Annotated in this window: 26 protein-coding genes; 25 read left to right on the plus strand and 1 reads right to left on the minus strand. The window is 42.0% G+C overall.

The features are described from left to right. Window positions 1-168: 168 nt before the first annotated feature. The 3 genes from ACZ5Q7_RS11100 (at window position 169) to ACZ5Q7_RS11110 (ending at window position 3,374) form a co-directional block, all read left to right on the plus strand. Complete coding sequence (locus ACZ5Q7_RS11100) at window positions 169-750, plus strand: genetic competence negative regulator (RefSeq protein WP_343753048.1); 582 nt, start codon at window positions 169-171, stop codon at window positions 748-750. Window positions 751-905: 155 nt separating this feature from the next. Then, a complete protein-coding gene (locus tag ACZ5Q7_RS11105; RefSeq protein WP_343753050.1) occupies window positions 906-2,186 on the plus strand; it encodes a Glu/Leu/Phe/Val family dehydrogenase in 1,281 nt (426 codons plus the stop codon). Window positions 2,187-2,375: 189 nt separating this feature from the next. Then, window positions 2,376-3,374, plus strand: a complete 999-nt coding sequence (locus tag ACZ5Q7_RS11110; protein WP_343753735.1) for a YpdA family putative bacillithiol disulfide reductase — start codon at window positions 2,376-2,378, stop codon at window positions 3,372-3,374. Between the two features lie 174 nt (window positions 3,375-3,548). On the opposite strand, the gene ACZ5Q7_RS11115 is transcribed toward ACZ5Q7_RS11110, so the two are convergent. After that, window positions 3,549-4,520 (minus strand): asparaginase, encoded by a 972-nt coding sequence (locus ACZ5Q7_RS11115; RefSeq protein WP_343753052.1) that lies wholly within the window; start codon window positions 4,518-4,520, stop codon window positions 3,549-3,551. Window positions 4,521-4,736: 216 nt separating this feature from the next. On the opposite strand from ACZ5Q7_RS11115, the gene sleB reads away from it, so the two are divergent. The 22 genes from sleB to ACZ5Q7_RS11225 all read left to right on the plus strand — a co-directional run bounded on the left by sleB (window position 4,737) and on the right by ACZ5Q7_RS11225 (window position 24,997). Further along, on the plus strand, window positions 4,737-5,567 hold the full coding sequence (gene sleB, locus ACZ5Q7_RS11120; protein ID WP_425542376.1) for a spore cortex-lytic enzyme: 831 nt from the start codon (window positions 4,737-4,739) through the stop codon (window positions 5,565-5,567). Between the two features lie 15 nt (window positions 5,568-5,582). Then, window positions 5,583-6,956, plus strand: coding sequence for a germination protein YpeB (ypeB, locus tag ACZ5Q7_RS11125; RefSeq protein WP_343753054.1), 1,374 nt, complete (start codon window positions 5,583-5,585; stop codon window positions 6,954-6,956). A gap of 237 nt (window positions 6,957-7,193) precedes the next feature. Beyond that, window positions 7,194-7,889 (plus strand): (d)CMP kinase, encoded by a 696-nt coding sequence (gene cmk / locus ACZ5Q7_RS11130; protein WP_343753739.1) that lies wholly within the window; start codon window positions 7,194-7,196, stop codon window positions 7,887-7,889. Then, on the plus strand, window positions 7,886-8,485 hold the full coding sequence (locus ACZ5Q7_RS11135; RefSeq protein ID WP_343753056.1) for a lysophospholipid acyltransferase family protein: 600 nt from the start codon (window positions 7,886-7,888) through the stop codon (window positions 8,483-8,485). The genes cmk and ACZ5Q7_RS11135 overlap by 4 nt, the downstream gene beginning before the upstream one ends. Before the next feature lie 72 nt (window positions 8,486-8,557). Beyond that, on the plus strand, window positions 8,558-9,688 hold the full coding sequence (gene rpsA / locus ACZ5Q7_RS11140; protein ID WP_343753058.1) for a 30S ribosomal protein S1: 1,131 nt from the start codon (window positions 8,558-8,560) through the stop codon (window positions 9,686-9,688). Window positions 9,689-9,810: 122 nt separating this feature from the next. Further along, on the plus strand, window positions 9,811-10,428 hold the full coding sequence (locus ACZ5Q7_RS11145; protein WP_343753060.1) for a YphA family membrane protein: 618 nt from the start codon (window positions 9,811-9,813) through the stop codon (window positions 10,426-10,428). A 133-nt stretch (window positions 10,429-10,561) separates the two neighbouring features. Continuing rightward, on the plus strand, window positions 10,562-11,872 hold the full coding sequence (gene der, locus ACZ5Q7_RS11150; RefSeq protein WP_343753062.1) for a ribosome biogenesis GTPase Der: 1,311 nt from the start codon (window positions 10,562-10,564) through the stop codon (window positions 11,870-11,872). A 15-nt stretch (window positions 11,873-11,887) separates the two neighbouring features. Continuing rightward, on the plus strand, window positions 11,888-12,925 hold the full coding sequence (locus ACZ5Q7_RS11155; RefSeq protein ID WP_343753064.1) for an NAD(P)H-dependent glycerol-3-phosphate dehydrogenase: 1,038 nt from the start codon (window positions 11,888-11,890) through the stop codon (window positions 12,923-12,925). A gap of 59 nt (window positions 12,926-12,984) precedes the next feature. After that, window positions 12,985-13,245, plus strand: a complete 261-nt coding sequence (locus ACZ5Q7_RS11160; RefSeq protein WP_343753066.1) for a stage VI sporulation protein F — start codon at window positions 12,985-12,987, stop codon at window positions 13,243-13,245. A 207-nt stretch (window positions 13,246-13,452) separates the two neighbouring features. Next, a complete protein-coding gene (locus ACZ5Q7_RS11165) occupies window positions 13,453-13,650 on the plus strand; it encodes a DUF2768 domain-containing protein (protein WP_343753068.1) in 198 nt (65 codons plus the stop codon). Between the two features lie 12 nt (window positions 13,651-13,662). Beyond that, window positions 13,663-14,400 carry a hypothetical protein gene (locus ACZ5Q7_RS11170; RefSeq protein ID WP_343753070.1) on the plus strand — a complete coding sequence of 246 codons (738 nt, stop codon included), beginning with the start codon at window positions 13,663-13,665 and terminating at the stop codon, window positions 14,398-14,400. Window positions 14,401-14,593: 193 nt separating this feature from the next. Then, entirely contained in the window at window positions 14,594-16,072 is a 1,479-nt protein-coding gene (gene spoIVA / locus ACZ5Q7_RS11175) for a stage IV sporulation protein A (RefSeq protein WP_343753072.1), read from the plus strand. A gap of 390 nt (window positions 16,073-16,462) precedes the next feature. Further along, window positions 16,463-16,735, plus strand: a complete 273-nt coding sequence (locus ACZ5Q7_RS11180; RefSeq protein ID WP_343753074.1) for an HU family DNA-binding protein — start codon at window positions 16,463-16,465, stop codon at window positions 16,733-16,735. A 151-nt stretch (window positions 16,736-16,886) separates the two neighbouring features. Next, window positions 16,887-17,099, plus strand: a complete 213-nt coding sequence (gene mtrB, locus ACZ5Q7_RS11185; protein WP_343753076.1) for a trp RNA-binding attenuation protein MtrB — start codon at window positions 16,887-16,889, stop codon at window positions 17,097-17,099. Window positions 17,100-17,208: 109 nt separating this feature from the next. After that, the gene (locus ACZ5Q7_RS11190; RefSeq protein WP_343753078.1) at window positions 17,209-18,003 is read left to right on the plus strand and encodes a heptaprenyl diphosphate synthase component 1; all 795 of its coding nucleotides are present in this window, start codon (window positions 17,209-17,211) and stop codon (window positions 18,001-18,003) included. Between the two features lie 4 nt (window positions 18,004-18,007). Continuing rightward, the gene (locus tag ACZ5Q7_RS11195; protein ID WP_343753080.1) at window positions 18,008-18,727 is read left to right on the plus strand and encodes a demethylmenaquinone methyltransferase; all 720 of its coding nucleotides are present in this window, start codon (window positions 18,008-18,010) and stop codon (window positions 18,725-18,727) included. Between the two features lie 123 nt (window positions 18,728-18,850). Continuing rightward, window positions 18,851-19,822, plus strand: a complete 972-nt coding sequence (hepT, locus tag ACZ5Q7_RS11200) for a heptaprenyl diphosphate synthase component II (RefSeq protein WP_343753082.1) — start codon at window positions 18,851-18,853, stop codon at window positions 19,820-19,822. Between the two features lie 82 nt (window positions 19,823-19,904). Further along, window positions 19,905-20,351, plus strand: coding sequence for a nucleoside-diphosphate kinase (gene ndk / locus ACZ5Q7_RS11205; protein WP_343753084.1), 447 nt, complete (start codon window positions 19,905-19,907; stop codon window positions 20,349-20,351). A 183-nt stretch (window positions 20,352-20,534) separates the two neighbouring features. Further along, window positions 20,535-21,701 (plus strand): chorismate synthase, encoded by a 1,167-nt coding sequence (aroC, locus tag ACZ5Q7_RS11210; protein ID WP_343753086.1) that lies wholly within the window; start codon window positions 20,535-20,537, stop codon window positions 21,699-21,701. Beyond that, complete coding sequence (gene aroB / locus ACZ5Q7_RS11215; RefSeq protein ID WP_343753088.1) at window positions 21,701-22,789, plus strand: 3-dehydroquinate synthase; 1,089 nt, start codon at window positions 21,701-21,703, stop codon at window positions 22,787-22,789. The genes aroC and aroB overlap by 1 nt, the downstream gene beginning before the upstream one ends. A gap of 4 nt (window positions 22,790-22,793) precedes the next feature. Further along, complete coding sequence (hisC, locus tag ACZ5Q7_RS11220) at window positions 22,794-23,891, plus strand: histidinol-phosphate transaminase (RefSeq protein ID WP_343753090.1); 1,098 nt, start codon at window positions 22,794-22,796, stop codon at window positions 23,889-23,891. Between the two features lie 5 nt (window positions 23,892-23,896). Then, window positions 23,897-24,997, plus strand: a complete 1,101-nt coding sequence (locus ACZ5Q7_RS11225; RefSeq protein WP_343753092.1) for a prephenate dehydrogenase — start codon at window positions 23,897-23,899, stop codon at window positions 24,995-24,997. Window positions 24,998-25,014 lie beyond the last annotated feature (17 nt).

The following is a 25,014-nucleotide window of genomic DNA, read 5'->3' on the forward strand; positions in this document are numbered from 1 at the left end:
GGAATAATAAACAGGAAAGCAGTTATAAATCTACATAGTGTCAATTATCATGTTCAATTATGGCTGTATTAGCATATAGTATAGTAAAGGATAATGCTGCCATAAGGGATGAATGTATTCAATCATAATAAGGCAGCATTGATATGTACTGGAAAAGGGGGATGCTTTATGCGCATTGAGCGAGTATCCGACAGCCAATTTACTATATTCCTTACGTTTGATGACTTGGTTGACCGCGGCTTTACAAAAGAAGATCTGTGGCATGATGCAGCAAATGTGCGGCATTTATTCAGCGATATGATGTATGAAGCAAGTTCCGAATTGGGTTTTGAACTGGAAGGTATGTTGCTCGTTCGGGTACAGTTAATGCAAGCACAAGGCATGCACGTTGTTGTCACACAAAAAACGAGTGAGTCGGACTTGGATTATGACTTTGTCGAGATGAAAGTAACCTTGGATGAGAGCAAGGAATTAATCTTTTCGTTTTCTGACTTTGAAGACATTATTCAAGTGTCGGCCTATCTCGCGGCATTGCCGGTAAAAGAAGGGCAAATATATCATATGAATGACCGTTATTATATGGTGTTGGAGGAAGCGGAACTTCAGCAAAAGGGCAGGGAAGATGTTATTGCCATCATGTCTGAATTCGGTGTCCCAAGCATTATTACTTCCCATAGGCTGAAGGAATATGGAAAGGTGATTATGGACTCATGTGCCGTCGGTAAAATAATGACTGCTTTTCATGAATGAACAAGAGCGGTTGCGGTCTAACAGGCGCAGCCGCTATCATCTGTAGTTCCTCGGGAAACGATCAGTTTGTTTTATTGCATATTTATGATGAAGGTGTATACTGAAGTCGGAGCGCAGCTGAATAAAATATTTTAGATCATTTAGGAGGTAAATGCATGGTAGCCGATAACGCAGCAGAATCTGCCAAGGATAAGACTGAAAATACGGACGTGTTGCATTCCACACACACTGTCATTAAAAATGCTTTGAATAAGTTAGGTTATCCTGACGAAGTTTTTGAATTGATGAAAGACCCGATGCGGCTGATGACAGTAAGAATCCCAGTGCGGATGGATAATGGTGATATCCAAATTTTCACCGGTTATCGCGCACAGCACAATGATGCTGTCGGTCCAACTAAAGGCGGGGTACGCTTTCATCCAAATGTGACGGAAAAAGAGGTAAAAGCTTTATCGATATGGATGAGTCTCAAAGCCGGTATTGTTGATTTGCCGTATGGTGGCGGTAAAGGCGGCATCATTTGTGATCCCCGTGAAATGTCATTTCGGGAATTGGAAGGGCTGAGCCGGGGTTATGTTCGTGCTATCAGCCAGATTGTTGGCCCCAATAAGGACATCCCTGCACCGGATGTGTTTACCAACTCACAAATAATGGCGTGGATGATGGATGAATACAGTCGCATTGATGAATTTAACAATCCAGGATTCATCACGGGGAAACCGATTGTTCTGGGTGGATCTCACGGCAGAGAGTCCGCAACGGCAAAGGGTGTCACCATTTGTATAAATGAAGCTGCCAAGAAGAAAGGCCTTAATATTGAAGGCTCCAGAATTGTTGTACAAGGTTTTGGAAATGCTGGCAGTTTCCTTGCCAAGTTCCTGCATGATGCCGGAGCCAAAGTGGTTGGTATATCGGATGCTTACGGCGGATTGCATGATCCTGATGGTCTTGATATAGATTATTTACTGGATCGTCGGGACAGTTTTGGAACGGTTACGAATTTATTTGATCATACCATTTCAAATGATGAACTGCTTGAATTAGATTGTGATATTTTAGTCCCAGCAGCCGTTCAAAATCAGATTACGGAACAAAATGCGAACAAAATCAAAGCCGGTATAGTCGTGGAGGCTGCCAACGGGCCGACAACATTGGAAGGAACAAGAATACTGTCTGAACGGGGGATTTTGCTCGTTCCGGATGTTCTTGCATCATCAGGCGGCGTCACCGTTTCTTATTTTGAATGGGTTCAGAATAACCAAGGTTATTACTGGTCTGCGGAAGAAATTGATGAAAAACTTCATGAAAACTTGATAAAATCCTTTAATAATATTTATAACACCTCCGAAACGAGACGTGTTGATATGCGTCTTGCAGCCTATATGGTTGGTGTACGGAAGATGGCCGAAGCCGCACGTTTTCGTGGTTGGGTTTAGACCAGATGATGGGTGCCGGGTGCCAACTGAATCCAATAAAAGTAGTGACGGAAAAACTCTTGTCATGTATCGCGGGATAAGAGTTTTTCCGTTCGTTCATTAAAAAATCATAACCGATATAACATTCTATGTTAAAATAGGGTGTCCGGAGAAGTTATGGCAAAAAGTTTTGATAAGGAAGTGTGTAAGTTGCAAAAAGAACATACAATTATTGTTGGTGGCGGTCCTTGTGGTATGTCCTGTGCCATCGAACTGCAAAAACAGGGGATAACTCCTTTGATTATTGAAAAGGAAAATGTCGTTAATACTCTTTACCATTTTCCGACACACCAAACGTTTTTCAGTTCAAGTGAGAAACTGGAAATAGGTGGAATTCCATTTATTACAGAAAGACAAAAACCGGTACGCAATCAAGCGCTGGCTTATTATAGGGCCGTTGCCAGCCGTGAGAATTTACGGATAAATGCCTTCGAAAAAGTTCAGGAAATCACATCGGATGTCAATGATTTTCACCTTAAAACACGGAAACAAAAGAATGGGGACGAATGCGTGTATGTGGCTCAAAATATCATTATAGCGACTGGCTATTATGATCAGCCGAATCACATGGGTATTCCTGGTGAAACATTGCCGAAAGTAATGCATTATTTTAAGGAAGCGCATCCTTATTTTAATAAAAACGTGACCGTTATTGGGGGTAAAAATTCAGCTGTTGATACCACACTGGAATTGCATAAAGCAGGTGCCAATATTACGGTGCTATATCATGGAGATGACTATTCCCAAAGCATCAAACCATGGATATTGCCGGAGTTTGAGTCATTGGTCCGAAAAGGAATTGTACAGATGGAATTTAATGCATGCGTTGAACAAATTACAGATGATAAAGTGATTTATACAGTCGGTGATACAACCAAAGAAGTTGACAATGATTTTGTTTTCGCCATGACTGGATATAAACCCGATCATGACTTTTTGAAAGACGTGGGTATTGCAATTGATGAAGAAACTGGGCGTCCCCATTTTGACAGCGAGACCATGGAGACGAATATAGACGGTATATATGTCGCAGGTGTTGTTGCCGCCGGATACAATAATAACGAAATTTTTATTGAAAATGGCCGTCATCATGGAAACATGATCGCTGAATCCATTGTTGACAAACAGGTCATGCATACGAAGAGTTAGCTGTTGAATCAAGGTGTTTAGAAGGCTGGATCTTAATGACGATATCGAGGAAAATCCGAACGATGATTCAGATCTGTCCGTCAGATTTGAATCCCGTTCGGATTTTTACGTGTTGAATGTTGAAACAGTGTTCCTGACCTTTTGTTGCTGGTTTTAAAGCAAACCGTATCCGGATTAATGTGCTTGTTCGAATATTTGTTTAAGTTTTTTAGGATTCCCAGTTTCCTCCAGGGCCATCAGCAATTCTATTCTTGCTTTGGGGCCTGTTAATCCGCCAGCAAATATAATCCCCATCTCTTTTAACTGTTTTCCGCCTCCTTCATACCCATAAGTGGGTTGAACCATTCCGGTATGACACCGTGAAACCATTAGGACCGGTATATTGTCATTTACAAACGACGTCAGTGATGCAACCGTATTGTTCGGCAAATTTCCCTCTCCAAGCCCCTCAATCACGATCCCGTCCGGCTTGGCTTGCTTCACTGTTTCCAACAATTCCTCGTCCATCCCTGCATACCCCTTACACAAAAACACTTTTTTTGTCAAGTGGTTTATTCGGTATGTATGCCGCTTGAGAATAGCATGGTAAAAAAGAATCGACTGTTTTGTGATCATGCCGATTGGTCCACTTTGCGGACTCTGAAACGTTGCCACATTGCTAGTAGACGTCTTTGAAACATGGCGTGCTGTATGTATTTCATCGTTCATAACAACCAGCACTCCCTGATCCCATGCCTGTGGGTGTGCCGCTGTACGAATGGAACTGATCAAATTGTATAATGCATCGGATCCTATTTCGTTGGCAGAGCGCATCGCTCCAGTAATAATGATCGGTTGCTGCACAGATGTTGACAAATCAAGAAAATAGGCCGTTTCTTCCAATGTATCCGTTCCATGTGTTATGACAAATCCGTCGTATGTGTCAGATAGTTCATGGATCTTTTGAGCTAGCTGCAACATGTGCGCGGGCGTTATTTGCGGCGATGGAAGTGAAAATGGTATGTATTCAACCACATTTGCAATTGATTGAAAGTAATACGTAAGATCTGTCATCGGATGTTTATTTGCGGTCGTTACGTCCCCACTTGCCTTATCTGTCCTCATGGAAACCGTTCCTCCGGTATGAATCAATGCAATTGTTTTCAAAAGAATCACCTTCGTTTTTTGTGTTTTCTTTCCCAAACCCATCATACGACAATGCTGCGTTAATAGGAAGGGTTGCGAATGTCTCTCTCAGAATCTTTTCTTCTGATGTATCGTTTTATGGTAGTGTTTTTGATGATACGTAATCCTGATGAATAAAAAGGTTGTTATGTAAAAAAATAAAATTAACATGATACTTGACTATCAGGAGGATATAAGATGACCTATAAAAAATGGTTCCTGTTTACCATGTTATGTTTTTTAATTGTGGGATCGCAAACAACCTCTTCTCCAAATCCGGCGAATGCATTTACGTCGCAGGTTATTCAGCAAGGTGCGACCGGAGAAGATGTAATTGAACTGCAGGCAAGATTGCAATATATCGGATTTTACAAAGGAAACATAGACGGTGTGTTCGGATGGGGTACATACTGGGCACTCCGTAACTTTCAGAAAGATTTCGGTTTGACAATTGACGGGTTGGCCGGACAGAAGACGAAACAGAAATTGGCTGATGCGTCCAACTATGATGAAGGCTTTGTTAAAAAACAAATACAAAAGGGAAATGAATTCACATATTATGGTGGTGTGGATCCGTCTAAACAAACGAAACCCGATTCTGGTGGCGACGCGGAACAAAATCAAAATACATCTAACAATGTGGAACCAAGTGCCGCAAACGTTCCGCAGGGTTACTCCAAAAATGATATTCAATTGATGTCCAATGCGGTACATGGAGAGGCACGAGGAGAACCTTATGTCGGACAAGTAGCTGTTGCTTCTGTTATTTTAAACCGGGTCGAAAGCTCGACATTCCCTAATACGGTATCAGGGGTGATTTTTGAACCGAGAGCATTCACTGCTGTTGCGGATGGACAAATTTGGCTGGAACCGAACAAAACAGCAAGAGAAGCAGCTCTCGATGCCATTAACGGCTGGGATCCTTCCGGCAATGCGTTGTATTATTTTAACCCGAATACGGCAACATCGGATTGGATATGGTCCAGGCCGCAAATTAAAAAGATCGGAAAACATATTTATGCTAAATAGGAAGGAGCGATCAGTATGTTGCGCTGGATAGTGATATCCGTTCTTGCATTGGGTGTTGCAGGCACTGCATTTTGGGGCTACCAGGAGCATCAGGAGAAAAACTCCATCCTGATACAGGCTGAAAATAATTATCAGCGAGCATTTCATGAATTATCTTATCATATGGATATTCTCCATGATAAAATAGGAACAGCATTAGCTATGAACTCAAAAGAAAGTCTGTCCCCGCAAATGATTGACATATGGAGGCTCACCTCAGATGCAATATCAAATGTTGGGCAACTTCCATTGACATTAATGCCATTCAACAAAACGGAAGAATTCCTGTCCAAAATAGGTGACTTTACGTATCGGACGGCTGTCAGAGATTTAAATAAGAAACCGTTAAGCGATAAAGAAATATCAACGTTGGAGAGCCTTTACAAACAATCCGGTAACTTGAAGGATGAACTGCGACGTGTTCAAAATACAGTGTTGGAGGAAGATCTTCGTTGGATGGATGTTCAAATGGCTTTGGCTACCCAGGATGAGCAATCGGATAATACGATTGTTGATGGGTTTAAAACAGTGGAAAAGAAAGTGGAAGGGTTTTCTGAAAGCAACGTTGATTCATCACTTACCGGGACCTCTTCAAAAGAACACGAATATAAAAATCTCAAAGGAAACAATATTGGACAAGAGGAAGCCATCAAACGAAGTAAACAAATGTTTGACATTGACAATGATAATAAATTGAAAGTTACTGAAAGCGGAAAAGGCGCCAATTTACCGATTTACAGTATTTCGTACAATAATGGCGATGAAAACGGGTATTTGGATATGTCGAAAAAAGGTGGACACCCACTCACACTATTAGTGAACCGGGAAGTCAGCAAAAAGAATCTAAGCCTGAATGAAGGATTGCAACAAGCAAAAGGCTATTTGAATCAATTTGATTTTGACGATATGGTATCGTTTCAAAGCAATCAATTCGACAATGTCGGTGTTTATTCGTTTCTTTATAATCAGGATGGTGTCCGGATATACTCCGATGCGATCGAAGTAAAAGTTGCGTTGGATAATGGGGATTTGCTGGGACTGACATCCAGAAATTATTTCATGAACCATAAAAAGCGTGATATTCCGGAACCTGAGCTGTCGCCAGAAGAAGCGAAAGAGAAAGTCAATCCCGAAGTAACAATTAACGAAGAAAACATGGCAGTGATTGACAATGATATTGGTGAGGAAGTACTGGTCTACGAATTTCTTGGTGTGCTTGAAAATGAGACATACCGTATTTTCATCAATGCAATAAACGGTAAGGAAGAAAAAGTGGAAAAATTGGACGGCACGGAAATAAATTTTGCATCCGTTTCAGAGGGAAGAGTTGTTTCTTCCCTTTTTCCTTGATGTTTGTACCATGCAGACGGGTTGTTGCTGCATGATGGCAGAATCTTTCACATTGTTATCAGCTCCTACGATAATCTATATAAAAAGATTGAATGGCAACAGTCAAAAAAAGAATGGCATATATAGATATTTCGAGTAGAACTTTTATTCTTATATATGTTATCATTTTGGTTAACGGATACATAAAGTTGCCGTCAGGATTGATATGAGAGGAATGAATAATAAGCAATGGCAGGTATGGAAGCGAAAGGGATCAGGGTTGCTATTGATGGGCCGGCTGCTGCCGGAAAAAGCACCGTGGCCAAAATCGTTGCAGAAAAATCATCATTTATCTATATAGATACGGGCGCTATGTATCGGGCATTGACATGGAAAGTGCTTCAGAACCGGATATCTCCGGAAGACAGCCAATCTATTGTTGACTTGCTGGCGAAGACGGATATAGATCTGGAACAGGGTAAGAGTGGTCAGCGTGTTCGAGTGGATGGCGATGATGTGACGGAAGCTATTCGCACCGAACAGGTGACAGGCAGCGTGTCTCATATTGCGAAACACCCAAACGTACGTGAACAAATGGTTCAGCGTCAACGTAAACTGGCCAATAAACACGATATTGTTATGGACGGACGGGACATCGGAACTCACGTTATTCCAAACGCAGAGGTTAAAGTTTTTTTAAAAGCATCGGTTGAAGAACGGGCAAGACGACGCTATGATGAGAATATGCAAAAAGGATTGACCACCGATTTTGAAACATTAAAAAACGAAATTGAAGAGCGAGACCGGATTGATTCCAATCGAGAGACTGCCCCGTTGGTAAAAGCAGATGATGCCATCGCGTTGGATACAACGGATTTAACTATCGATGACGTTGCCTCATCCATTCTTGAGAAAGTTAATCAAGCCATTATTAACGAGGGAGGGTCTGGATGAGTTTATACAAAACTGCAAAAGCCATTGTTTCCGTCATTTTTTTTCCTTTATACCGTATTCGTGTTATTGGAAAAGACAATATTCCCGATCAAGGACCGGTCATTATTTGCTCCAACCATATTTCGAATCTGGATCCACCGGTTGTCGGAATCACTTCCCCGCGGGATATTTCCTTTATGGCCAAGGGAGAACTGTTTGAACGCCCATTATTGGGAACGTTGTTAAACGCTATTCGTGCGTTTCCCGTGAAAAGAGGGGGAACCGACCGTTATGCATTGCGTCAAGGTCTGGACATACTGAAGGACGGCAATGTACTGGGACTATTTCCAGAAGGGACCCGGAGTAAAACGGGTACGGTTGGCAAACCTTTGGCAGGGGCCGGTTTTTTCGCGCTGCGATCCAATGCCGTTATTGTTCCATGCGCCATTATAGGCTCCTATAAACCCGGGAGGAGACTGACGGTAATTTATGGAAAACCCATGGACATGGAGACACACCGTTCGGCGAAAACGGCCGCTAAAGATGCAGCTGAAGCCATTATGGAAGAAATTCAGAACCTGATCGATTATTCTCAGCATGCATCTCTTGACAAATAATTATAATTATTAGAAGTTATAGATACAATATTTTTTAAGTTAGGTTGTTTGTATTTTAAGGAGGGCGAAGGTATGAGTGAATCAAGTAATGACATGCCACAATTGAATATAGGTGATATTGTAACAGGGACTGTCGTGAAAGTGGAAGAAAAACAGGTTCTTGTGGATGTCGGCTATAAAACAGAAGGGATTGTTCCCATCAGTGAATTGTCCAGTCTTCATATTGAGCAAGCTAGTGACATCGCACAAGCCGATGATGAGATTGAATTGTATGTCAAAAGAATGGAAGATGATGAGGTTATCCTGTCTAAAAAAGCAGTAGATGCCGAAAAGGCATGGGAATCTTTGGAAGAACAGTATAATAATGGCGACGTTTTTGAAACGGAAGTGAAGGAAATTGTGAAAGGCGGCCTTGTTGCTGATGTTGGGGTGCGCGGTTTTATTCCAGCTTCACTGGTCGAAACGTACTATGTGGATGACTTTTCCGATTACATTAATCAACCATTACGTGTGAAAATAGTTGATTTGGATAGAGAACAAAACCGGGTTATTCTTTCCCATAAAGATGTCGTTCAGGATGAATTAAATGAAAAGAAACAGGAAGTTCTCCAATCATTGGAAGAAGGGCAAGTTCTCGAAGGAGTGGTTGAGCGGATCACCAATTTTGGTGTTTTTGTAAATCTTGGCGGAATTGATGGGTTGGTACATATTTCCCAATTGGCACATGAACACGTGGAAAAGGCATCCGATGTTGTCAGTGAAGGTGACACAGTGAATGTGGAAGTCCTTTCCGTTGACCGCGATAATGAACGCATTTCCTTATCCCGCAAAAGAACACTGCCTGGTCCATGGGCCAATATTGAAGATCGTGTGAGTCAGGGCGACATCCTTGAAGGAACAGTTAAACGGCTTGTGAACTTTGGTGCATTTGTTGAAGTCTTTCCTGGTGTTGAAGGATTGGTTCATATATCACAAATTGCCAACCGCCATATAGGAACACCGCAGGAAGTACTGGAAGTGGGTGAGGAGATTAACGTGAAGGTTCTTGATGTCAGTCAAAGGGATGAACGCATATCGCTCAGTATTAAAGAATTGGAACAAGAACAAGAAGCTTCTGACGTTAAAGAATATCAAAAAGATGACGATGAACCAGGATTTCAACTTGGTGATTTCATTGGTGACAAATTGGACAAATATAAATAGTCGGGACGAATAATGACGTTTCGCGGCATAATAAAAAAGGGCTTTTTCCCGTTTGGAAAGAGCCCTTTTTATGTTTAATGTTAAAAAAAGCTTGCCATACTTATAATGGTAGGTGTTTTTTTATGAATGATGGACTTATTTTTTATTGGCTCGCTTGGGCCGGCTGTATTATTGTTGCATGTTTTATGCCGGAAGGAAAAACCCGGACTACTTTTACGTGCTTCGTATTAATACTGATTCTTTTTGCTGATGTTCAATTGCCGTTTGGTATATTCCATTTTTCCCTAAGTTATGTTGTTTTGCTGACGGTAACCTTTTATCAGCTTGCCCGCCTTAACCGTTTTCTGTTTTCTTTGTTGGTATCATTTACTATCATGATAGGGTATACGGGTCTGCTTATTTGGTACATGCTTTCTCCGATCGGGCTGTTTTTGCCTAAGATTGTATGGATTCCTTTGTTTATTCTATTGCTGACCATTTGGATGATCCGCACGTTCCGAAACAGGCTGTTCTGCTGTATTGCTGGAATAGTAGGGGGAGAATGGCTATACAGTCTGATTTTGACAACATATTCATTTTCGGATGTCATTGGTGATATGGTTTTTCTGGATACCGTCTCAATCGTTACAGCTGCTTTGATTGGACAGCATCTTTTGAATACTGGAACACGTAAATTAAATGAACAACTGAAAAACGCTGCATTAAGGCGAGGAACGTTTATAAAAAAGAAAGCACAGTAGTTATTCCGATTGTGTGAAGGATAGCAAGACCTGAACGGAAAGAAGCTTTATAATATAATTGTGCTCATCCCGTTCATTTGCTAGAATATTTACTTAGTATGATGCAGAGAGAAACGGAAAGGATGGCCTTTTCATGAGGAAATCGGTTGTAGCAATTGTAGGAAGACCGAATGTGGGAAAATCAACTATTTTCAATTGGCTTGTCGGGGAACGCATTTCCATTGTGGAAGACACACCAGGCGTGACACGCGACCGGGTCTATGCCGAAGCTGAATGGCTCACAACATCGTTTAATGTTATTGACACTGGCGGAATTGAAGTGAGCAATGAACCACTGCTGGTACAAATGCGGCATCAGGCTGAAATTGCCATTGAGGAATCGGATGTCATTGTTTTTATGCTTAATGGCCAGGAAGGAATAACGGCAGCTGATGAAGAAGTTGCCAAAATTCTTTACAAATCAAACAAGCCTATTGTTATAGCTGTCAATAAAATGGATAACCCCAAAATGCGTGAGACCATTTACGAGTATTACGCATTGGGTTTCGGTGAGCCGTACCCGATATCGGGAGAGCACGGACTGGGTCTGGGGGATTTGCTGGATACTGTTATCGGGTATTTTCCTGAACAGCACGTTGCTAGTCGTGATGATGATACAATTTATTTCAGTGTCATTGGACGGCCGAATGTAGGCAAATCATCGCTTGTCAACGCGCTTCTGAACGAAGAACGTGTCATTGTCAGTGACATTGAGGGAACAACACGAGAAGCCATTGATACCCGTTTACATAAAGATGACCAGGATTTTGTCATTATTGATACAGCGGGTATGCGAAAACGCGGGAAAGTTTATGAAGCGACGGAAAAGTACAGTATCCTCCGGGCTTTGAAAGCCATTGAGCGATCCGATGTTGTTCTGGCGTTGATCGATGCTGAAACCGGTATACGAGAACAGGATAAAAAGGTTGCCGGTTACGCCCACGAGTCCGGAAAAGCGATGATCCTTGTTGTCAACAAATGGGACACAGTCGATAAAGATGAAAAATCGATGAGGGAATTTGAGAAAAAGGTCCGCTCTCAATTTCAATATTTGGATTATGCCCCTATGGTATTTCTGTCAGCTAAGACCAAAAAACGGATACATACATTGACTCCAGCCATCAAAACGGCCAGTGAAAATCATGCGAAACGTGTTCCAACAAATGTTTTGAATGATGTTATCAATGATGCACTCGCATTAAATCCGGTGCCAACAATCAAAGGCAAACGTCTGAAAGTGCTTTATGCAACACAGGTGGCTGTTAAACCGCCATCATTTGTCATATTTGTCAATGATCCATCGTTAATGCACTTTTCATTTGAACGCTTTTTGCAAAATAGAATCAGAGAAGCGTTTGGTTTTACTGGAACACCGATTAACATTTTCGCTCGTAAACGTGCTTGAAAAGGGGGAATATGATTGCAAAAAATAGCCGTATTAGGTGCCGGCAGTTGGGGTACCGCATTAAGCATAGTGTTGGCGGATAACGGTCATGATGTTCGACTATGGACCCATCGTAGCGAACAGGCAAAGGAAATCAATACATTCCACACAAATGAAACGTATTTACAGGTACAGTTGCCGATGAAGCTAAAGGCGTATGATAAGCTTGAAGAAGCTGTTGAGGATGTGTCGGCAATTGTTATAGTGGTGCCGACGAAAGCCGTTGATGACGTTTGCCGTAAATTAAACAGCCTTGTCCACCATCAACCGGTCATTATCCACGCAACAAAAGGTATTGAGCCGGAATCACTTAAACGTGTCTCACAGTTAATTAGTGAGGAAATGGATGCCTATTCCTATGAAGATATTGTTGTACTTTCAGGCCCCAGTCATGCTGAGGAGGTTGGTAAGCGCCAGCCCACCACTGTCACTGTATCATCGATGAATGAGGAAAATGCGGCATTCGCACAGGATTTGTTTATTAACGAATCATTCCGGGTTTATACAAGCACAGATATGGTAGGCATTGAGTTGGGAGGTGCATTAAAAAACATTATTGCTCTGGGAGCAGGTATTTCCGACGGCTTAGGGTATGGTGACAACGCTAAATCTGCCCTTATTACGAGAGGGCTCGCGGAAATAACCCGGCTTGGAGCATCCCTAGGGGCTAACCCCATCACCTTTTTAGGACTTCCAGGGGTGGGAGACCTGATTGTTACATGCACAAGCACCCATAGCCGCAACTGGCGTGCAGGAAACATGCTTGGTCAGGGCTGGAAGCTGGATGATGTGCTGGAACAAATGGGGATGGCTGTTGAGGGTGTCCGAACAACCAAAGCCGCGAGCCAATTTGCACACCAGCAACAAATCGAGATGCCGATAACGAATGGACTTTATCAGGTTCTGTTTGAAGATAAAGCCCCTGGGGATGTGGTCGATCAGCTTATGAATCGTCATAAACGGGAAGAAATGGATGATTTATCAGGATTTATCCGCACAGATTGCTCAGACTGACACGTCATCGTCTGCCATGCATATAATATGTTGAAGTTAATATGCAAGGAGGCGAGCATGTGAGTCATTTTCAGGGTAATCCTTTTGATAAGGTGAAGCAGCAAACGAATATAGACCCGAATGATATTCATAAAGTGGCAAACTCTGTGAAAAACGCTGACTTTTCAGATGAAAAAACGGTTCGGGATCTTGTTCAACAGTTAGCAACGATGGCTGATAAACCCATTTCCAAATCAAAAGAAGACCGGATCGTTGAAACGATAACGAAAAACAATATGCCAATGGATATGGACACGTTAAATGAGATGTTAAAACGATAGATATATCTGGGCAAGTGAGGAGACATTGTTTTGCATGCTTGCATAAACTAAATCGCACAAGCATTCATGGCTGGAGCTGCTGTGGGTATTTATTTAGTCAATCCGGGATGAAGACAGCCCCTCTTCGCCCGGATATTTTTATGTATCTGCCCTTATCGATTATGTTATAATGCATGTTGTTTGCAGCAATGAATTGAGGTGAGTTAAATGTCTGAAGGAATGCTGAATATGTGGATTTCGTTCATCGGTATGGGGCTGCTGCTTTTAGCCATGGGGCTTATTCTTGTTAGCAGATACAAACTAAAAGGATGGGCGTCAGGCATTGTGTCTATTTTGGCCTATTTGTCCTTGATCATTGGCGCTGTCATTATTTTATACATCGTGTTCAGCGGTCCAACACGCTAGGAGGTTTCCTATATGATTAAGCATACATATACAGTTCTTTATTTGACGGTTATGGTTATTTTTTTGACCGGGTGCCTCTATCCGGAAAGTGAAATGTCTAAAAACAACGTACCGAACGAGTCCCAATTGAAAAAGGTACAGACAGCGGTTGATCAGTATCAAAAAGAAACAGACGGACTGCTGCCGATTAAGACAAAATCAAAGGACACACCGATTTTCCGAAAGCATCTAATTAGCTTTCAGGACTTAAAAGATCGGAATTTGTTGTCAGAAATCCCTGGAACGGCGTATGAAAATGGTGGTATTTATCAATATACGATTATAACACCGGATGAGAACCCGAGAGTGAAGCTGATTGATCTGCGGATGGCTGATGCCATAAGAGAAGTGATCACAAAAGTACAAATGTATCGTAAAGAGAATAAATATCCTCCATTCGGTCATGAAATTTCGAAAGGCGTTTACCGGATTAATTATAAAAAACTCGGATTGGACAAGCGTCCCTATGTAAAAAGTCCCTATTCCAAAGAAAATCTTCCCATCGTGATGGATACCAACGGTGATTTGTATGTTGATTATAGTGTAGATTTGAATCGGGCACTGCAGAAATATGATCATCATTATCAAATAGGGGACGATATAAGGTATTTGCTTGCGGAAAACACCCCTTTTGTCCCGGCATACTCCCTTCCATACACCATTCAGGACGGCAAACCAGTATTCCAGGTTTCCGTTAATAAAAATCAATAATCAATCATAATCGATCCTTTGTAACATATAGTGTGTTGCAAGGGATTTTTATTATTGTTTTAAATCAGATTCATCTTTTTCACTCTTTTCGTCAGGATCAGGGCATATTTTGATGGGACAACATCATATATTTATAATGTCTATATTTTTCAGGTATTTATGATTATGCAATAGGAGATCGGGAGGGGATCACTTGGAGAAAGTTGATATTTTTAAAGATATTTCGAAGCGGACAAACGGCGATATTTACCTTGGAGTCGTGGGCGCGGTCCGGACCGGAAAATCAACATTTGTTAAACGATTTATGGAACTGGGAATCATGCCGAATATATCTGATGAAGGTGAACGGGACAGGGCTCATGATGAATTGCCGCAAAGTGCTGCTGGACGAACAATTATGACGACGGAACCGAAGTTTATTCCCAACCAGGCCGTGTCTATCCATGTTGACGAAGGGCTTGATGTAAATGTCCGTCTGGTGGATTGTGTCGGTTATGCTGTGGAAGGGGCAAAAGGTTTTGAAGATGAAAATGGACCAAGGATGATCAATACACCGTGGTATGAAGAACCGATTCCATTTCATGATGCCGCCGAGATTGGTACGAGAAAGGTTATCCAGGAGCACTCAACCATTGGCGTCATCATAACAACAGATGGGTCGTTCGGTGATATTGAACGTAGCGATTACGAGGAGCCGGAAGAAAAAATCGTTGAGGAAATGAAAGAAGTCGGCAAACCCTTTATCATGGTTGTCAATTCATCGCAACCTACAAGTGATGAAACGGAACAATTGCGACATGATCTGGCGGAAAAATATGACATACCCGTTTTGTCCGTCAACATTGAATCAATGTCGGAGCATGATGTTTATAATGTGATGCGTGAAGCCTTATATGAATTCCCTGTGTTGGAAGTTAATGTGAACCTTCCTAGCTGGGTGATGGTGCTGCATGATGATCACTGGCTGCGCAAGGATTATCAGGAAGCCATTCAGACAACGGTGAAAAACATCCGAAGGCTTCGGGATGTGGATAGCATTGTCGGTGACTTTGACGGTTATGATTATATTGACAGCGCCAATCTTGCTGGTATGGAAATGGGAGAGGGCGTAGCGGAAATTGACCTCCATGCCCCCAACTATTTATATGACGAGGTTCTAAAAGAGATAGTCGGGGAGGAAATACGTGGCAAGGAACATTTGCTTGAATTAATGCAGGAATTTGCCCATGCCAAACGGGAATATGATCAGGTTTCAAGCGCCTTGCAAATGGTGAAGCAAACCGGTTATGGAATCGCTGCTCCGCAATTGGAAGATATGCAGCTGGATGAACCAGAAATTATACGACAAGGGTCTCGATTCGGTGTACGACTGAAAGCCATTGCTCCTTCCATTCACATGGTCAAAGTGGATGTTGAATCGGAATTTGCCCCTATTATCGGAACGGAAAAGCAAAGTGAGGAATTGGTCAGGTATCTGATGCAGGATTTTGAGGAGGACCCGCTGTCGATTTGGGAATCCGATATATTCGGGCGATCATTGAATTCCATCGTCAGAGAAGGTATACAGGCGAAAATCTCCCTTATGCCGGAAAATGCAAGGTATAAATTGAAAGATACACTGGAACGGATTATCAATGAAGGTTCCGGTGGTTTAATAGCCATTATTTTATAGCAGCTAGCCATAGTTGCTATTTTTTTGTCTAATGTTTTTTTTTAATATGGGCATACCTTAAGATTTTTAATCAAAGGCAGGATTTCACATCTTTATGTCGTATATAGTTTGTATGGGGCGGTATGATGCATTCGGGGACACATCGCACTTCATTTTACCATTAATATCCATCATTCGTAATCGGAACAAGAAACATAACCAAAAAAAGAAATAAATATGGATAAATTATATGTATATTGTTGAATTTTGGTTTCATCTCGTTTAACATAAGCCTTGTCATCATTGATTTGATGGTGTTGGGTTTAAAAATGCACGATTTGGAAACAAATGGTTGTACATGATAAGATGTTTCTATACCGTTTGGAAACTTCATGGGAGGAGGTGAATGTCATGAATAAAACAGACTTGATAGATGCTGTTGCAGAAAAAAGCGACCTTTCCAAAAAAGATGCTACAAAAGCTGTGGATGCAGTTTTTGACTCTGTCATGGATTCACTTAAACAAGGTGAAAAAGTACAATTAATCGGCTTTGGCAACTTTGAAGTGCGTGAACGTTCGGAACGGAAAGGACGCAATCCGCAAACAGGAGAAGAAATAAAGATTCCTGCAAGCAAAGTTCCTGCGTTCAAACCAGGCAAAGCCCTTAAAGAAAGTGTTCAATAATTTTCTTACATAGGGCATAAGGGCACGTTCAGACGTGCTCTTTTTTCACTTTAATACCTTTTTAAACATCTCACCATTGATAAAGGTTTAAGATTTATTCATGAATCTGTTGGTCAGAGATCAGATATGATGGTGTACTGGGAGTGTTAAAATGGAAAAAAATGACTTTTTTGTTATAAAAGCGTTGGAAGATGGTGTGAATGTAATTGGTTTGACAAGGGGCAGTGATACACGCTTCCATCATTCGGAAAAACTGGATGCAAATGAAGTGATGATCGCACAGTTCACAGAACATACGTCGGCTGTAAAAGTGAGGGGAAAAGCTGTTATTCAAACAAGTCACGGGGAGATGGAAAACGGCTAGCCGGTAAGAACGGTCCCCTTCTGCCACGTCTTTTCGATTTTTTGTTATGGAACATGCCGAGATTATGCTATAATATATGTACAATTTGCAGCAAATAAGAAGGGTGCCGATGGTTATGTTGGACAGATCCAGTATGAACATGAGCGATCTAAAAGAGCTGATTCGTGATAAAATACATAATCCGCTGATTGCAAAATATGTACAGGTTCCGTATTTGAATGATGATAAATTATATATACTAACCACCATCCTTAACAATACATTATTATCGGATGAAACGAAGAAAAATTATATTTTGGCAACCATGCTTGTTCAAACAGCGTTGGATATACATGATACAGTGCCTGAAACCAATGAACGTCCGCATACGGAATGTGAAGAGAAATCCAAACAATTATCCGTCCTGGCCGGTGATTATTACAGCAGTCTATATTACCTGCTTCTTTCCGAGACAGAGGATATTGGACTGATTAGCGTGCTGGCAGCGGCTATTAATGAAATCAATGAAACGAAAATGCAATTATATTATGAAAGAAATCATGAGTCGTTTAATTTAGTCCTCCAGCGTATTAAAAAATTGGATTCACTCTTAATTACACGGGTTGCTGATTTTGCTGGAGAAAAAACCATCCGGAGTGTTGCCCCGGAATGGCTTGCCGTCAAAAAGCTGGCTACTGCGAGAACATCCATAAAAAATGCCGATGTAGCATCGTTTGATATATGGAATGAATATATTGCAGCTGAAAATGATCAGACCATTGTATCGTTTCTTAATAGGGAGTTGGAAGCAATGGATACTTGTTTGCGGCAATTTCCGGCCGATTTTGCGTGTTTGAGTGCTGAGCTCAGAAATACTAGTAATGAATCCTTATCCGAAAGCGGATCGATTGCGGAAGAAGGGTAGAGGTATGAAGCCATCACCGAAAGAAGAACGGGTACATCATGTGTTTGAAAAGATTTCGGATCGATATGATAAGATGAACTCGATTATTTCCTTTCAACGCCATAAAGCCTGGCGCAAAGATGTCATGAAACAAATGAACGTGCCGGAAGGGGCATCAGCATTAGATCTATGCTGCGGTACCGGGGACTGGGCTTTTTCTCTCGCGGGAGCTGCAGGCGAATCCGGTCATGTGATCGGTTTGGACTTTAGCAACAATATGCTGGCTGTGGCTAGATCAAAAAAAGACACGGCTCAACACAAACAGTTGACTTTTATGCAGGGTAATGCCATGGAGCTTCCGTTTGAAAGCCATTCATTTGATTATGTCACCATTGGTTTTGGACTGCGTAACGTTCCTGACTATATGAGAGTACTTGAAGAAATGCATCGTGTTGTTAAACCGGGCGGATCAGCTGTATGTCTGGAGACTTCTCAGCCAACGCTGATTGGCTTTCGACAAGCCTATTATTTTTATTTCCGTTTTATCATGCCGTTGCTGGGAAAATTATTTGCCAAAAGTTACAAAGAATATGCATGGCTGCATGAATCAGCAAAAGATTTTCCTGATAAACAAACACTGAAACAAATGTTTTATACGGCCGGTTTTGACTATGTCAAGGTGAAGCCGTATACGGGAGGAGTGGCTGCTATGCATATGGGAATGAAAAAGGACCAGGATGGGTAAGTGCTTTCCGCACAGCACAATGACGTTTTTATATCGATGTTGTGACGGATGAGTCCGCTTTTGCTATTGGATTATACAGGTGAGACAGGACATCCAGTCAATACAGGATTAAAGGTGACATGCATGAAGTTGACGAAAACATACGGGCATTTAAAAAAAGAATTGGATATCATTGAACATGCTCTCGCTGATACGATTCAAGCCGATCATGATATATTGCGTGAAACGTCCACACAATTGTTGCAGGCGGGGGGAAAACGCATCCGCCCTGTTTTTGTCTTGTTGTGCGGCCAGTTTGGAGAATATCATACTGAGCGCATTAAAACAGTTGCTGTATCGTTGGAATTGATACATATGGCATCACTCGTACATGATGATGTGATCGATAATGCTTCATTACGGCGGGGCAACCCTACCATTAAATCGCTATATGGCAACCGCACAGCTATGTATACCGGTGATTTCATTCTGGCCAAGGCATTGGAAAACATCACCAAGCTGGAAACGCCTGCTGCACACCGCATTCTTTCCCGGACGATGGTTCAAGTTGCCAAGGGCGAAATTGAACAAATCAACGATAAGTATAACTTTGAACAAACCTTGCGTGATTATTTGCGAAGAATCAAACGCAAGACGGCATTGCTTATTGCCGCCAGTTGCAAACTTGGTGCCATTGCATCCGGTATCCCTGATAGACAGGCGGACAGGTTATTCCGCTATGGTTATTATATTGGTATGTCTTATCAAATTATTGATGACATCCTTGATTTCACCGCATCGGAACAGGAATTGGGAAAGTCCGCCGGAAATGATTTAATGCAAGGGAATGTTACCTTGCCAGTGCTTTTTGCAATGAAAGATCCATCGTTTGAGAAAAAACTGCGCGAAACATTCAGTAATCCGTCGCAGGTGACCGCTGCATCCATGGATCCATTGGTCAAATCATTAAAGCAGACCCATGCTATGAATGCTTCTTACCGGGTCAGTGATCACTATTTGCAAAAAGCGCTGATGCAGTTGGAATATCTTCCACATGATAAAGCAAAGCACACATTGCAACGCATTGCGAAGTATATTGGTAAAAGACGTTCTTAAGCATGTTGTTATTCAACCGGAAGTCTGATAAAATTTTTTACGGTTCGTTTGAACAAACTACATAAAAAAAGAGGTGCACAAAATGGAAAAAACATTTTTAATGGTAAAGCCGGATGGCGTTCAACGCAATCTGGTCGGTGAAATGGTAAGTCGATTTGAGCGTAAAGGATTTAAATTGGTCGGAGCAAAGCTTATGCAAATGTCTGATGATATGGCAAAAACACATTATGACGAGCACCAAGATAAACCATTCTACGGGGAATTGGTTGAATTCATCACATCCGGACCTGTTTTTGCAATGGTGTGGGAAGGAGAAAATGTCATTGCGATAGCACGCGATATGATGGGCAAAACCAACCCACTTGAAGCAGCTCCCGGCACAATTCGCGGAGACTATGGTATGACGGTCGGAAAAAATATCATTCATGGATCCGATTCTCCTGAGAGTGCTGAAAAAGAAATCAATCTTTTCTTCCAGGACAATGAAATTAAAACTTATTCCAAACAGGATAGTGAATGGATTTATTGAGTGTTGGGCCTCCGTTTTTGAACGGAGGTTTTGTATACACGAAAAACATACCTAACCGTTTGATGTGATGCAAACGTATTTTTTTTACCAGTCAGAAGATGCGGTAAATTTTTTAATGAAAACTACCAATAGTGAGCTTTGATATGATATAGTAATACAAAATTCCGTGAAGGAGGAAGTGACATGCGGTACATGACAGCCGGTGAGTCTCATGGTAAACAAATGACGACAATTGTGGAGGGCGTCCCTTCCAATATGCCGTTGCTTCAGGAAGATATTAACGGATCATTGGTCCGGAGGCAAAAAGGGCATGGTCGTGGCAAACGAATGCAAATTGAAAAAGATATGGCGGAAATCACAAGCGGTGTAAGGCATGGGTATACCCTCGGTTCACCGATATCGCTGGTCATACATAATGATGATTTTAGACACTGGGTTGACATCATGGGTGAAGACCCCGTTGAGGACGACAAACAATTGCGGCGGAAAGTATCACGTCCAAGGCCAGGACATGCTGATTTGAATGGAGCGCTGAAATATGGTCACCGTGATATGCGGAACGTTCTAGAGCGTTCATCAGCAAGAGAAACGGCTGCACGTGTTGCGGCTGGTGCGGTTGCCAAAACGCTGCTTAAACAGTTGGACATCCATATTGCCGGTTATGTCAAAGAAATAGCCGGAATTACAGCAGAAGACGACAGTTCCTTAACCATTGCCGACAGACAACGGATTTCTGAAGATTCCCCTGTCCGAACCCTTGATGAAAATGTCGAGCAACCCATGAAGGATGCCATCGATCAAGCCAAAAAAGATGGCGATTCCATAGGTGGTGTTGCGGAAGTGTATGTTGAAGGATTGCCAGCAGGCATCGGATCATACGTTCATTATGATCGTAAATTGGATGGACGAATAGCGGGCAACGTTATGAGTATTAATGCATTTAAAGGGGTTGAATTCGGGCTGGGATTTGAAGCAGCTCGAAAACATGGCAGTCAGGTTCACGATGAAATCACGTGGAGTGAGGAAGCTGGTTATTATCGAAAGACAAACCGACTTGGAGGATTGGAAGGCGGAATGTCAACCGGTATGCCGCTTATCATAAAGGGGGTTATGAAACCCATCCCAACGCTGTATAAGCCACTTCAAAGCATTGATATCGAAACAAAAGAAGCCTTTAATGCAAGCATTGAACGGTCTGATTCCTGTGCTGTGCCTGCTGCATCCGTCGTCATGGAGCATGTTGTGGCTTTTGAAATTGCTAAAGCTATAACGGAGCAATTTCCGCATGATCAATTCCCGAAACTACAGAAAGCAATTAACGATTATCGTGAAGAAATAAGGTGCTTCTGATGGATGTTTTGAATGTAAAGGCCGCTTCCAGGACATACCCCATATACGTCGGAGAAGGTATTCGTCGTGACATCAATTATTTGTTGCCCGGATCCTATACGTCCGTACTGATTATTACGGATGAAGCAGTCAGTGGCCATTACCTGGAAGATGTTAAAGAAGGATTGGACCAGTCCCGTGTTTTCACCCATGTTATTCCAGTGGGCGAACAAGCAAAAAGTGTCGACATATTTTATCAACTCCACACCAAAGCCATCACATGCGGACTTGACAGACAGTCACTGATTATCGCGCTTGGGGGCGGAGTTGTAGGGGATGCGGCAGGCTTTGCAGCAGCAACTTTTATGCGCGGAATTGATTTCATTCAAATGCCGACGACCATTCTTGCTCATGATAGCAGTGTCGGTGGGAAGGTTGCTATTAATCATGAGCACGGGAAAAATTTGATTGGCAATTTTTATCCACCGAATGCCGTCATTTATGATATACAAACATTGCACACACTCAATAAGCAGGAAATACGGTCAGGTTATGCGGAACTTGTCAAAGAGGCGCTACTTTCTGATGCCGATTTTTTTCACACACTGATGAATCGAAATTTAGCATCATTGACCAATAACGAACTTACTGAGGATATTATGAGAGGTATTCGTATAAAAGCATCCATTGTTGAAACGGATGAATACGAATCAGGTGTCCGCACATATCTCAATCTGGGTCACACACTGGGACATGCGCTGGAAGCTTTGCTCGGTTATGGAAAATGGACACATGGGGAGCTAGTGGCCATTGGGTTGTTATTTGCCATACGGGTCAGTGAGGGAGCCTATGATACAAATCTTCCATTGGAAAAGCTATATACTTGGTTGAAAACAAACGACTATCCATTAGAATTGCCGGTAATTGATGCAGAGACGATCATTACAAAGATGAAACTGGACAAAAAAGCAAACAATGCCTCCATCCGAATGGTTCTTTTGAAAGAAGTGGGTCACCCATGCACCGATAACATCGATGATGCAGATTTACGAGTTCACTTGACATCTTTTCTGGATGAACTGGCAAAACAAGCAAAGAATGGGGGATGAGACGATGAGGAATAAAGATATACTTGAACAAATGACACCATATAAACCCGGCAAACGAATAGACGACGTGAAGAACGACTATGGGTTGAACCGGATTGTCAAACTGGCGTCCAATGAAAATCCATACGGCTGTTCCGATCAAGTATATACATATATGGCTGGGGCAACGATTCCGTATCATTTTTATCCGGATGGTTATGCATCGGAATTGCGGAAGACTTTAGCGTCTAAATGGCATGTATCCGAAAAGCAGTTGCTGTTTGGAGCTGGAACAGATGAGATTGTACAAATGATTGCCCGAGCTTTTTTATACCCTGGTGCAAACACCGTTATGGCTGCACCAACTTTTCCCCAATATAAGCACGGGGCGTGGATTGAGGGAGCAGAAGTGACGGAAGTGCCCCTAATTGATGGGTATCATGATTTATCTGGGATGCTTGATGCGATTGATGATCGGACGACTGTTGTATGGCTTTGCTCGCCAAATAATCCGACGGGATGCGCTATCCCTGAAAATGATTTTTATACGTTTATGAATGCTTGTCCATCTGATGTTCTCGTTGTACTGGATGAAGCTTATTACGAATACATGAGCAAAGATGCTGATCCTCATGTGCTGAACAATTTGGATAAGTATGATAATTTGATTGTTCTCCGCACATTTTCCAAGGCTTACGGTTTGGCGGGCTTAAGAGTGGGATACGGCATAGCATCTGAATCATTGATTAAAAAGTTGGATGTTATTAGAGGGCCATTCAACGTATCGTCTTTAGCTCAGGAAGCGGCATCCGTGGCGATCCAGGATAATGTGTTTCTTGAGCAGACACTACAAAATACACACGCTATTAAAAATTCATTTGAGCACTTTTTGGATACGATTGGATGGCAATATTATGATTCGGAAACAAACTTTTTACTCATATCAACACCTATAAGCGGTACGCGTGTGCATCAGCATTTACTGGAGAATGGGTTCATTGTTAAAGCAGGGGAAGACATCGGTGCACCCCGTACCATCCGTGTAACGATTGGTGAGGAAAACGATATGGAAGATATGAAAGGCGTTCTGCGCCAAATGAATGGCAAACTGGATAAGGAGTAATCATTGTGAACAAAACTGTTTTTGTAATTGGTTTGGGATTGATTGGCGGCTCATTAGCTAAATGTTTTACCAAATCAGACGATTATCACGTTATCGGATACGACATAAACCAGAAAACTATCGATTTTGCACGATTGCACGGTATCATTCACGAGTCTGGGACAGATATAACGGCTTCAGCCAAGAAAGCAGACTTAATCGTGTTGGGTGCCCCGATTACAGAAACGATTAAAATGATGCATAAACTCGACGCCATCACGTTTGATCATGATGTCTTGGTCAGTGATGTGTCATCGGTTAAAGAACCAGTCATGGCTGAGGCCAACCATTTGCAAAACGACCGCATTCAATTTATAGGCGGACATCCCATGGCCGGTTCGCACAAAAAGGGAGTCAATGCAGCGAAAGACCACCTTTTCGAGAATGCCATTTATGTATTAACGCCAACGGAATCGACCGATGAATCCGCACTATCTCAGCTGCGGGACATGCTTCAAGGAGCCAAAAGCCATTTTTTATATTTAACAGCAAATGAACACGATGAAATGGCTGGTGTCATATCACATTTTCCGCATTTGATAGCTTCTGCACTTGTCCAGCAGGCCAATAAATGGCAAAAAACCCATGCATACATTCCTAAACTTGCAGCTGGAGGATTTCGAGACGTGACCAGAATCGCCTCTGGGAGTCCTGAGCTATGGCAGGATATTTTCTATCATAATAAATGGAAAATGATTGAATTAATTGACGATTGGATGGAAGAAATGGCGTCCTTAAAACACATGCTTTTTGAGAATGATAAAGAACAGCTCACCGGCTATTTGAAACAGGCAAAAGAATACCGGGACGGGCTTGGTGCTAAGAAAAAGGGTGCCATCCCGTCATTTTATGATCTTTATGTTGATATACGGGACCAAACAGGCGCTATTGCCTCTGTGGCCAGTGTGCTGGCTGAAGAAAATGTCAGTATTACCAACATACGAATCCTTGAAATAAGAGAAGGTATAACAGGTGTGTTACGTCTTAGTGTATCAACGAAAGAAGAGCAACAGAAAAGCTATCAATTGCTGCATGACAAAGGATATGAATTAATGCTTGAAGAATAGCACGAAAAGGGCGTGAA

It is taken from the genome of Lentibacillus halophilus (assembly GCF_055395055.1).